Genomic DNA, 10,354 nt, shown 5'->3' on the forward strand with positions numbered 1-10,354 from the left:
AACTTTTTGAATAAATATTCAAGTTGTTTATGACTGATTTGCTTGTGCCTTGTTTAATCAAGGTTTCTGCTTGTATGTTTATGCAAGTAGAAATGAATAACTCAACAAGTGACAACTTTAATAGTTTATCAAGTTTGATAATGACTGTCAAGAAAAAGTTTTAAAAACTTTTTTCCAACGCCATCAGTCGTAACTGACAACAACAAATACTATATCAAGTTTTGGCCACAGCGTCAAGAAAAAAATCAACTAATTTAGCATATTTATACTTTTTTCGGTGTAATAACTAGTTGAAATGCGGTACACCGCTCATATCGATCTGCGCTAACAGACGTTTTAACTTTTTTGGATGTTCAAAACTATAACCGTGCAGTTGTAGTGCAGTCATGTTGTCTGCCAATTGCTGTTTAGTCAGTGCTCCCCATTCGAATACAAATAACGATATATCTTGATCACGAATCACAACGTTACTTAACTCACTTAAGCGTAAAGCTGTGATATCAATGCCTAATTGTTCCTTAAAGGCAGCTAAAATTGTTGCCAATGGTGTACGTGTTGTCTGATCAGTCAACAGTAAATGATAGTGAGTCGCCGATTTAGTAACTAAGAATTTAGGTGCACCCGTTTCGTCGATCAACATGATTGTCCCCGCAATTTGCTTCATAATAACTTCCTCTCTGTATCAACAACCGTTACACGCCACTTCCCACTAATCATATTGCCATTAGTTTCGGCTCAGTACCCAGCACTAAGCAAACAGCTTACTTCTACACTAATTGTTCTATAAAATATACTCACGGCGCCATAACGCTACTCCAACTGCCTAATTTAATTCTTACTAGTGACACAAAGGAACGCAGCTGTAAACTACCAACTACGCGTATTAATCTGTTTGTTTCTCTATTAAGGTACTACTCGTGTACTAATTCTTCAAGTGCGGTAGTGATCCACAACGGCAACCGCTCAGCAATTGGCTTAAAGCCAGTATGCTCATCCCGACTAGTCCAATAATACTTACGCCGATAATGTTCTGATTGTGTTGGACCAGCTATTAAAGTTCGTCGTGATAAACTAATTTTTTTAGTAAATTCATCAATATCTAGTATTTGCACCTGCAATTGCTGGCCGACGTGTAGAATCTGATGAATGTCTTTAACGTAGCCATGTTGACATTCGGAAATATGGATCAGCCCCTGCGTTTCACTATCAAGTGCAATAAACGCCCCATAAGGTTGAATGCCAGTAACTGTTCCTTGAATAATATCACCGATATGATAAGTCAATGTGCTCACCTCCTGCAGTAATGTTTAATTTTTTAAAAGATTAAATCTAATTCACTATTATAGCGAGGCACTAAGCGACCTGCAAGTTATCACTAAAAAAATAGCGGGGAACTCAACTTAATCGAGTTCCCCACTAAGGCTTGTTTATTCAGTGATTGTGACAGTTTCCATGACGACATCTGTCGCTGGCTTATCTTGCGTATCGCGCTTAACTTGACTGATTTTTTCAACAATATCTAAACCAGATACAACTTGGCCAAATACAGTATGGCGATGATCTAACCAAGGTGTACCGCCTTTTTTGTACGCTTCAATAATTTCGGCTGGATACCCAGCTGATTGCATCTGTTCAATCATATTAGCTGGGACGTCATGGTTGGTGACGATAAAGAATTGGCTACCATTTGTATCTGGACCAGCGTTAGCCATTGACAAAGCACCGTCTAAATTAAACACTTCATTCGAGAACTCGTCGGCAAACTGACCGCCAAAACTACTTTCACCACCAGCACCAGTACCAGTAGGATCGCCACCTTGAATCATAAAATCAGGGATAACGCGGTGAAAAGTAACCCCGTTATAATAGTCCTTTTTGGCTAGGGCAACAAAATTTGCCACCGTTTTCGGTGCTTGCTCAGGGAATAACTGGACAATAATTTCACCGAGGTTAGTTTGGATTGTTGCTTTTGGTCCTGTGACTTCATTTAACGCTAATTGCGGATAACTCATTTTTTACCCTCCACATTAATCGATTGATCGAGCTCAACCAATTAAAATATTTTTTGCATGCACTATTATAACATGAACTAGCAATCGCTTCTTAGTAAATTATCGACTTGTTCTTAACTATTCTTTTGTGCTAGAGTAACAACTATTAATAAGTTTACTATATTAAGGAGGAGACAGTATTTTGTCTGAGTCTGAACATATTTATGATATAACCGTAATCGGTGGCGGTCCTGTGGGCATGTTCACCGCGTTTTATGCTGGCATGCGCCAGTTAGATACCTTAGTTGTTGAAAGTTTACCCGAATTAGGTGGCCAAGTTGGCACCCTCTATCCGGAAAAAATCATCCGCGATGTGGCCGGTTTTGCTGGCATCAAAGGTGCACAATTAGTTACTTCTTTACATCAACAAATGAATGTTTTCCCTGACTTCGCACCAACTGTTGCAACTAATGAAGAAGTCACGGCCATTGAAAAGAATGACGACCTATTTACCTTGACGACTACCAAAGGCCAGTACCAATCCCGTAGCGTAGTCGTTGCTATCGGCGGTGGCTCCTTTGCACCCCGTAAACTAGCCCTCGACTACGACGAGACACTAGAAAATAAGCGAATCTTCTACTTTGTAAAAAATGTTGCTGACTTTGCTGGCAAAACCGTCGCCATCGCTGGTGGTGGTGATTCAGCCATTGACTGGGCATTAACCTTGGAAGGCATCGCTAAAAAAGTGTATTTGATTCACCGCCGCGACCAATTCCGTGGCTTAGAATCTAGTGTACAACGGCTGCACCAAGGCAGCATTGAATTAATGACCCCTTATTTAATTGATAACGTAACTGATGGCGATACTTTTAATTTAGATTTGAAAAAAGTTAAAGGCGACGAACATCTTGATTTACCTGTTGACGCTTTGCTCGTCAATTATGGCTTTACTGCCGATAACCGGGCCTTACGCAATTGGGGCTTACCACTGGAACACCGCTTGTTAAAAGTTGATGAAAATATGGAAACGGGCATCCCTGGTATTTACGGTATCGGCGATTGTGTCACCTATCCCGGTAAAGTTAAATTAATCGCTGCTGGTTTCGGCGAAGCACCGACGGCAATCAATGAAATTGCTGTTAAGCTTTACCCAGAACGGCGTCAGCCACTGCACAGCACACAATTGGAGCATTAACATGACACCAAAACAAGTAAAATTATACGAAACAACACTTAATTTATTAACTGAACGTGACGTCAACTTGGATGACATTGCAGCTTTGGTCATGTTTTTACAAAAAGACTATATTCCCCACTTAACCTTAGCTGAATGTCGTAGCAGTGTTCAAATCGTCCTGCGTAAACGAGAAATTCAAAATGCGATCATAACTGGTGTTCAATTGGATATTTTAGCCGAAAAGAAACAGTTGATGGCGCCATTACAAGAAATCATCGAGGCCGATGAAGGTTTATACGGTATTGATGAAGTCATGGCACTGAGTATCGTCAATGTCTACGGTTCGATTGGCTCAACCAATTACGGCTACATTGATAAAATCAAACCAGGTATTTTAGCTAAATTAAATGCCCACGAGCCAGGAATCATTCATACTTTCTTAGATGATCTCGTCGGTGCGGTGGCTGCCGCGGCAGCTAGCCGCTTAGCCCACGCTCATCCCGAGGAAGAAGATATTTATTAGCATCACTGATCGGACTAAAGCTGTTTTCTGCGGCTTTAGTCCGATTTTTACTAACTAGGCTAGGCGCTGCAACTTTTTTCAGGTATACTGACTAGACACACAAACCAATTAACGTAAAAGGAGATTCATATGCCCCAATTAATTGATTTCATCTTGCACATCGACGAACACTTGGTGACTATTGTCAATCAGTTTGGCAATTCAACTTATTTACTCCTATTCTTGATGATTTTCATCGAAACAGGTGTCGTTATTTTACCATTTTTACCAGGTGATTCACTCTTGTTTGCTGCCAGCGCTTTAGCCGCTAACCAAGCTTTTAATTTAAATATTTGGCTGTTGTTAGCCATATTCTTTGCCGCAGCAGTACTCGGCGACAGCGTCAACTACGAAATCGGCAAACGCGTTGGCTTAGCGGCCAGCAACAATTCGTTTTTTGGCCGTTTTCTCGACCAAAAGAAGTTAACCAAGGCAGAAGCGTTTTTCAATAAGCATGGTGGCAAAACAATTGCAATTGCCCGCTTTATGCCATTTATCCGTACTTTCGCCCCATTTATCTCAGGTGGTAGCCATATGAACTACCGTAAATTCATTCACTACAACTTACTTGGTGGCTTTTTATGGGTCCTGCTTTGCTGCACCGCCGGCTACTTTTTTGGCAACATCTCGCTAGTGCAAGATAACTTCTCCTTAGTTGTTTTAGGCATTATTGGCATCTCGTTATTACCCATCATTTTCACCTACTTACGCGGTCGCTTCAACCGTAAGCCAGAATCCTTGTAATTCAGCCTATAAAAATAGCGTTACGTCAGCCAGTGCGGTCGACGTAACGCTATTTAATTTGGTCTAAGGCACGGCGACTGATCAGCCAACCGCCCAATAAACAACCTTCAAATAAAACAATTGCTAGGATAAAACAGTGCATAAAGAATGCTTCCGGCAAAACGTTGATGATTGGGTCAATTACCGGATCAAATAGCCAATCTTGATTGCGGAACAATACTTGGTGAAAATCAGTGAAAAACGTTTGAAAATTTGCTAGTAATAAAACTAACAGTCCAAACGGAATCAACGCCATAACAGTCACTGGCCGCTGTAGTTGCCACAGCAATTTTTGGCGCCGTAATTGATGCAAAAAATAACCGCTCAGTGGCGTCGTCACCAATAAAACCAGGTTATTGACAACAACCAGTTGCTTCACGTCGGCAAAATGTTGTGCCCCAGCATAAGAGCTAGGAAAGTCACTCATTTGTAGATGCTGCACCCACGGAAAAAGCACGTAACTAATCATTTGGTGATAATTATGCATTAACCGACTAACTGTCATTGGGACATCCGTTAAAATACCTAATGCGTGTACATCTAAGCGGTACAACCAAGTCGAACTAAACGTCAGTAAAATCACCCAGCTCAAGAGACACAAGAATAAACACACCCACCAAAGGCTGCGCTTGATCCGGTAAGCCACTAGACTTCCCATTGATCTAAATTCTGGATCTGGTAAGTTGGTTTAACCGCCACTTGCTCAATATCTGCCGGTTTCGAGTAACCAGTATAAACGAGTAGCGTGTCTACGTCAGTATTGATGCCAGCCATAATATCAGTATTGTAGTTGTCGCCAACCATGATGGCTTCTGACTTATCCAAGCCAAAATGAGCCAACGCCGCTTCCAACATAATTGGTTCTGGCTTACCGACATAAGTCGCCTTTTGCTGGGTTGAACGTTCAATAAATGCAATCACTGAGCCCGCCCCAGGAACCAAGCCGCGTTCGTTCGGCAAATTAGTATCTGCGTTGGTGCCAATAAACTTAGCGCCACGCTGAATGGCTAGTGTCGCCTTTTCAAACTTGCGGTAAGTTACATCCCAATCTAGGCCGACTACCACGTAATCAGGTCGATACTCATCAAAGGAAAAGCCTTGATTCAAAATTGCTTGCTTCAAGCCTAATTCACCGATCGCATAAACTTTTTTACCTAGGTCTAACCGCTTCAAATAATCAGCAGTCGCTAAACCAGCGGTATAAACATTTTCTGGTTTGATCTGCATATCATAATTAGCCGTTAAATTACGCGCCACTGTTTCTGGTGTTTGCGTTGTATTATTTGTCAGGACTAAAAAAGGGATTCCAGCTGCTTGCAAACGTGCAATAAACCGCGCAGCTGCCGGAATCTTTTCCTTACCTCGATATAAGGTACCATCTAAATCAATAAAATAAGCCTTGTATTTCTTCTGCATACTGGTTACGTATTCCCCTTACAATTAATGCACTTTTTTAGTGTTTTTTTGGTTTCTGATCGTAAAATGCCGCTTGTTTGGTGTCTCACCATTAGTCTCCGCGTGCACATTTTTTCGCTTCATTGATTGTTTTACTGGTTCAACTTGATCACGATGCTCACTCGTATGAGCTTGCTGGCGCCGCCGTGGTGTCCGTGGCCGCCGCCGCTTGGTTGTCGGCGTACTTTCTCGTTTAGGCGTACCAACCTGCTGTAAAACAAAATAGGCACAACCAAAGTTGCAATATTCATACAAGTAGTCCTCTAATGTTGTGATCAATTGGTCACGATGAGCCCGCTTATTGTTTTCAGCATAAAAACCCTTTAACCGCAGTTGCTCATAACCCCAATCACCAACAATATAATCATATTTAGCCAGAATATCGCTAAAGCGCGCCCCTAGTTTATCCTTATCAAAGCCGTCATGGTAGTTAACAACTAATTCATATGGGCGACCATCAATGGTCAGCATATGATCAGACTCCATCAAAACACGTTCAATTTCAGGCGTTGTGCCATCATCTTGAACCGCTGCCGTGATTTCAGCCGCTAAATTAATTTTAGCTGGTTGCTCCTTTGACTGTGCTTTTGCTTGCACTTTTATGTGTTTTTTTGTATGTTCTTTCGCTTGCTTTTTTTCAGTGTTCATCATGCACCTCACTTAGCTGGTTACTGCGTAAATAATCCGCAATCGCATTGCGGAGCACGCCTGGAAAAAGGACTTCATTTTCACCAACAATATCGATCGTTGGAAAAAAAGGAAAATAAAGGTAAGTATCGACGGCGGCTAGCGTGTAGACACGCTCTGGCTCTAGCGGTTGACCACACCACTCAACGGTCCGCTCAGCAGCATCCCAAGTCAGCCCTTGATAAACCATGTCGCCAAATAACTTACCACGAAAACCTAATCCGTGCAATTCAAAATGGCGTAGAAATAAGCGTGCTTTTTCAATTTCTTGAACTAATCGCCAAACGTCATAGCCATGGAGTTTAATACGCAACAAGTGCATCGCGTGCGGCAATGATTGATGCAAATCATCTGCGGTCACCACCCCTTTTTTAAATGGCGCCAAAAAGATTCCAGTATTCAAAAAAGCAACTTCAGTTCCAGCCGCCTGTGCAACCGCATGTAACGCCATTGCCATTTGCGGTGAGTTACCAATCGGTTTAGCCGTCAAGGTTTGCGGTAAAGTGGCAATTTTTTGTCGTTTTAACTGCTGATGACCATGGCGCCGATAACCAGATATTTCCGCCTTGTCACCAGCTTCCATCGGTAATTCAACGGTTTTAACTACCCGGGCCTGCTTAGTCAATACGTGATGCTGCTCATCAATGGTCAACGTAATATGCCCGATATACTGGCCATAGCGACCGGCAGCAGCCAATAATGAGCCATTGATCAGCAAGCCATTGACCAATAAGTGATGGGTATGACTACCGATGATGACAGTGATGGCCGGGAAATTTTTAGCGATCCATTTATCCACGTCCAGCCCTAAATGCGACAGCAACACCAAAACATCTGCCTTGCCTGCTAGCTCTGCTAACAAGCCCGGCAATACCTGTTGTGCCAACTCTGGTTCCCAACCATTCGGCCGATATGTGGAAATGTACGGTGCCGTCAAGCCAAACAAGGCGATGCGTGTTCCCGCTGCCGTCGTAATAATTTTAGTTCGTAACGCCCATTTTGGTGGTTGATTCGTTTTACGATCACGTAAATTAGCTAACACGACATCAAAATTGGCCTTGTCATAAAGCTGATTAAGTTGCGCCTGTGAATTACCAATTCCCTCGTTGTTGCCAATCGTCACGGCATCATAGCCGATTTGATTAAATAAGTTGACATTGGCTTGACCATTAGTGGCTTCAGTTAACGGATGTACACGATCCATCGCATCGCCAATATCCAGTGTCACTACAGTTGCACCAATTTGGCGCCACTTTTTTTGTTCAGCTAATAACCACCGCCGAATACGCGGCCAGTGTTCCAAGTGTGAATGGATATCATTTGTGTGTAAGATATGAATACTTTCCGTCATGACAGCTGCTCCTTCAAAAATAAGGTCATCTCATTGTGCGAAGCTTTTTCAAGCTATCCGTTGGTATTAGCTTAAATTGAAAACAACTTATCGTCAAGTTTACCCTACTCAGTCTGACCATACTGCTGAAATAATCGCTTGACCGCTAAAACTTGGTCAGCCTGTAGCAATGGCAGTAACTGGGGAAATAAACTATATTCCAGATAAGCCACCGACATCTGCCCCGCTTGGTACTTAGTCATCGCCAATTGCAAAAGATCCATGACCGTTTGTCGATTTTGCGGCAAGGCACGCGTCACAATTGCCTCCTGAAATTTGATCAATGATTTTACTGGTATTGCCATCTTTATCCCTCCAAAAACCTAACTTATTTTAAGCTAATGATAATAGAGGGAAGATTAAAAATCAATGTGATTACTAATAAAAAATTAATTTTTCTTTTCTTTGGCCAAAAGCGCTTGCTTCTTTGTATGGATCTCAAAAATTTCAGCTACCGACAAAGGCGTGCCAAATGGTAGTTTGTGGCTTAATAAGTCTAATTCAGGGGCATCAACGCCCACATTAATATTTTCCGCCAACGGTATACTGGAATGATGAATATGGCCATGTAGATTCACCGTTTGCTTAGCAATACCTAACAATAATGGATAATGCGTCATAAAGAATTGAAAATGATTAGCTTTGATCAAAACACCAACATCGTGAAATTGAAACTTCGGCCGTCCTGGCGCAACCATAGAATTATGTTTGGCCAAAAATTTAAATAACGCTCGATTATCATGATTGCCTTTAATAAAAATAATTTGGCCATTTAATTGTTGCAAAATCTCCAAGACTTCATCATTACCAGGATAATTACTTGGTCGCATGGCAATATCACCTAAATGATAGACGACATCGCGCATCGTAACCCGCTGATTCCACGCCGTAATAATGGCTTGATTCATTTCCGTTACCGAAGCAAATAACCGCGGCGCAAAATCATTATCACCTAATAATTGCTCATGAAAAAAATGCGTATCCGCTGTAAAGTATTGCATTAAATCACCCGCTTTTAAAATCATTCACTTTTAGCATAACCTTAATCACTTAAAAAAACAGCTGAATAGCTTAATTTCTTACACTGAAAATAAAAAAGAGATTAAGACAAAGTTGGTTTGCCTTAACCTCGATTCTAATTTATATCGATCAATTACTGTCCAGGTTGGGTTCGAACCAACGACCTACGGTTTAACAGACCGGTATTCTACCGCTGAACTACTGGACAATGAATAACTCAACGTATAAATTTATACCATATTTTTCTCATTGTTGCAAACACTTTTTAATGAATAAATTAATAAATGAACACTTTTACACATTTAATTACCGCTATCATAGGATTTTTAATGAATTGATTTCTGTGAAATTTTATTTGCTAATTCTAATAAATCAGCCAACATGATTCTCACGAATAATGGTTTGGTAATCTTTTTCGCTTTGCGTGTCTGGTTCAGGTAACCACTCCTGCCATTGTGTAAAATCTTCAGCTGGCAACTTGAAATGTTCATTTAAATACGCTTCATAGGCGGTTACTGCCGTTGAATGCGGAATGTTTAATTGAATAATTCTAACTTGCTTGATCAGCCCGCGAATGGCCGCTAACTCAGCACGACCATTCATCAGCATGTTACTGATATCAAAATAAGTCGTGCCGTCATTGCGGGTAATTTCTTGAATTAAATCAATCGTGATCACTTTTTTTGCCTCCAATATCTATGCCATCAATGCAACTATATAAATCAATATCGCTAAACCCATTATCAGTTTGTTCGTAATGCCGCAGTCGACCTTCTTTTTGAAAGTGATTATGCTGCAAAACTAGTCCCGAAGCAATATTGTCTGGTAATACGTAAGCCTCAAGGCGTTGTAACGCCAAATGTTCGAACGCATCACGCACCAATGCACCAACAAGTTCGGACCCTAAGCCTTGGCCCCACGCTGTTGCCTGTAGTTCATAGCCAATTTCAGCACGTTGTAATTGCCAGTTGATCTCGTTATACCCACATGTGCCGATCAGTTGTTGTTGTCGCCAAATACCATAGCGAATCGCACTATCGCCAACGCGTGCTTGGGCAAACATGTCAACCATTTGTCTAACCTCAGCAATTGACTGCATTGGGCTAATATTCATAAAATGCGTTACCTGTGGATCGGACCATAAGGTAAATAAAGTCGGTAAGTCAGCCGCGGTTAGTAATTGTAAATTTAACCGTGACGTTTGTATCGTCTGCGCTAACTTCATTTAGCCGCCCCTCGTATTATTAAATTTAGAAACTTACTTCTTTGTACTTAACGACTCAGGTGCT

14 protein-coding genes and 1 tRNA gene are annotated in these 10,354 nt (G+C 41.5%); 3 read left to right on the forward strand and 12 right to left on the reverse strand.

Annotation, left to right across the window (positions count from 1 at the left end; translation table 11 throughout):
• Window positions 1-286 precede the first annotated feature (286 nt).
• The 3 genes from EKM80_RS13830 to EKM80_RS13840 form a co-directional block, all read right to left on the reverse strand.
• Window positions 287-664, reverse strand: a complete 378-nt coding sequence (locus EKM80_RS13830; protein ID WP_125554184.1) for a hypothetical protein — start codon at window positions 662-664, stop codon at window positions 287-289.
• 247 nt (window positions 665-911) lie between these two features.
• Entirely contained in the window at window positions 912-1,283 is a 372-nt protein-coding gene (locus EKM80_RS13835; protein ID WP_125554186.1) for a CvfD/Ygs/GSP13 family RNA-binding post-transcriptional regulator, read from the reverse strand.
• A 144-nt stretch (window positions 1,284-1,427) separates the two neighbouring features.
• A complete protein-coding gene (locus EKM80_RS13840; RefSeq protein WP_125554188.1) occupies window positions 1,428-2,012 on the reverse strand; it encodes a peptidylprolyl isomerase in 585 nt (194 codons plus the stop codon).
• Window positions 2,013-2,193: 181 nt separating this feature from the next.
• On the opposite strand from EKM80_RS13840, the gene EKM80_RS13845 reads away from it, so the two are divergent.
• From EKM80_RS13845 to EKM80_RS13855, 3 genes are all read left to right on the forward strand, one after another.
• Window positions 2,194-3,186, forward strand: coding sequence for an NAD(P)/FAD-dependent oxidoreductase (locus tag EKM80_RS13845; RefSeq protein WP_125554190.1), 993 nt, complete (start codon window positions 2,194-2,196; stop codon window positions 3,184-3,186).
• A 1-nt stretch (window position 3,187) separates the two neighbouring features.
• Entirely contained in the window at window positions 3,188-3,691 is a 504-nt protein-coding gene (locus tag EKM80_RS13850) for a phosphatidylglycerophosphatase A family protein (protein ID WP_125554192.1), read from the forward strand.
• Window positions 3,692-3,820: 129 nt separating this feature from the next.
• Complete coding sequence (locus EKM80_RS13855; RefSeq protein ID WP_125554194.1) at window positions 3,821-4,474, forward strand: VTT domain-containing protein; 654 nt, start codon at window positions 3,821-3,823, stop codon at window positions 4,472-4,474.
• Window positions 4,475-4,523: 49 nt separating this feature from the next.
• Here EKM80_RS13855 and EKM80_RS13860 read toward each other — a convergent pair whose 3' ends face one another.
• The 9 genes from EKM80_RS13860 to EKM80_RS13900 form a co-directional block, all read right to left on the reverse strand.
• Window positions 4,524-5,114, reverse strand: a complete 591-nt coding sequence (locus EKM80_RS13860) for a TIGR01906 family membrane protein (protein WP_386699643.1) — start codon at window positions 5,112-5,114, stop codon at window positions 4,524-4,526.
• A 44-nt stretch (window positions 5,115-5,158) separates the two neighbouring features.
• Entirely contained in the window at window positions 5,159-5,929 is a 771-nt protein-coding gene (locus tag EKM80_RS13865) for a TIGR01457 family HAD-type hydrolase (RefSeq protein ID WP_125554199.1), read from the reverse strand.
• A 24-nt stretch (window positions 5,930-5,953) separates the two neighbouring features.
• Complete coding sequence (locus EKM80_RS13870) at window positions 5,954-6,616, reverse strand: YutD family protein (protein WP_125554201.1); 663 nt, start codon at window positions 6,614-6,616, stop codon at window positions 5,954-5,956.
• Window positions 6,606-8,006, reverse strand: a complete 1,401-nt coding sequence (locus EKM80_RS13875; RefSeq protein WP_125554203.1) for a bifunctional metallophosphatase/5'-nucleotidase — start codon at window positions 8,004-8,006, stop codon at window positions 6,606-6,608. The genes EKM80_RS13870 and EKM80_RS13875 overlap by 11 nt, the downstream gene beginning before the upstream one ends.
• A gap of 104 nt (window positions 8,007-8,110) precedes the next feature.
• Entirely contained in the window at window positions 8,111-8,350 is a 240-nt protein-coding gene (locus EKM80_RS13880) for a hypothetical protein (protein WP_125554205.1), read from the reverse strand.
• Window positions 8,351-8,434: 84 nt separating this feature from the next.
• Window positions 8,435-9,046, reverse strand: a complete 612-nt coding sequence (locus EKM80_RS13885; RefSeq protein ID WP_125554207.1) for a metallophosphoesterase — start codon at window positions 9,044-9,046, stop codon at window positions 8,435-8,437.
• 155 nt (window positions 9,047-9,201) lie between these two features.
• Window positions 9,202-9,273: transfer RNA gene (locus tag EKM80_RS13890), tRNA-Asn, on the reverse strand.
• A 164-nt stretch (window positions 9,274-9,437) separates the two neighbouring features.
• Window positions 9,438-9,758 carry a hypothetical protein gene (locus EKM80_RS13895; protein WP_386699642.1) on the reverse strand — a complete coding sequence of 107 codons (321 nt, stop codon included), beginning with the start codon at window positions 9,756-9,758 and terminating at the stop codon, window positions 9,438-9,440.
• Entirely contained in the window at window positions 9,730-10,290 is a 561-nt protein-coding gene (locus tag EKM80_RS13900; protein WP_125554211.1) for a GNAT family N-acetyltransferase, read from the reverse strand. The genes EKM80_RS13895 and EKM80_RS13900 overlap by 29 nt, the downstream gene beginning before the upstream one ends.
• Between the last annotated feature and the right edge of the window lie 64 nt (window positions 10,291-10,354).

Origin of the sequence: Loigolactobacillus jiayinensis, assembly GCF_003946445.1 — a bacterium.
In the GTDB taxonomy this organism is placed as follows: domain Bacteria; phylum Bacillota; class Bacilli; order Lactobacillales; family Lactobacillaceae; genus Loigolactobacillus; species Loigolactobacillus jiayinensis.

Excerpts from the sequence above, each read along its gene's own strand:
- EKM80_RS13850 (WP_125554192.1), top strand. The coding sequence starts at position 3,188 with ATGACACCAAAACAAGTAAAATTATACGAAACAACACTTAATTTATTA.
- EKM80_RS13830 (WP_125554184.1), bottom strand. The coding sequence starts at position 664 with ATGAAGCAAATTGCGGGGACAATCATGTTGATCGACGAAACGGGTGCA.
- EKM80_RS13875 (WP_125554203.1), bottom strand. The coding sequence starts at position 8,006 with ATGACGGAAAGTATTCATATCTTACACACAAATGATATCCATTCACAC.
- EKM80_RS13885 (WP_125554207.1), bottom strand. The coding sequence starts at position 9,046 with ATGCAATACTTTACAGCGGATACGCATTTTTTTCATGAGCAATTATTA.
- EKM80_RS13855 (WP_125554194.1), top strand. The coding sequence starts at position 3,821 with ATGCCCCAATTAATTGATTTCATCTTGCACATCGACGAACACTTGGTG.
- EKM80_RS13900 (WP_125554211.1), bottom strand. The coding sequence starts at position 10,290 with ATGAAGTTAGCGCAGACGATACAAACGTCACGGTTAAATTTACAATTA.
- EKM80_RS13870 (WP_125554201.1), bottom strand. The coding sequence starts at position 6,616 with ATGAACACTGAAAAAAAGCAAGCGAAAGAACATACAAAAAAACACATA.
- EKM80_RS13865 (WP_125554199.1), bottom strand. The coding sequence starts at position 5,929 with ATGCAGAAGAAATACAAGGCTTATTTTATTGATTTAGATGGTACCTTA.
- EKM80_RS13880 (WP_125554205.1), bottom strand. The coding sequence starts at position 8,350 with ATGGCAATACCAGTAAAATCATTGATCAAATTTCAGGAGGCAATTGTG.
- EKM80_RS13840 (WP_125554188.1), bottom strand. The coding sequence starts at position 2,012 with ATGAGTTATCCGCAATTAGCGTTAAATGAAGTCACAGGACCAAAAGCA.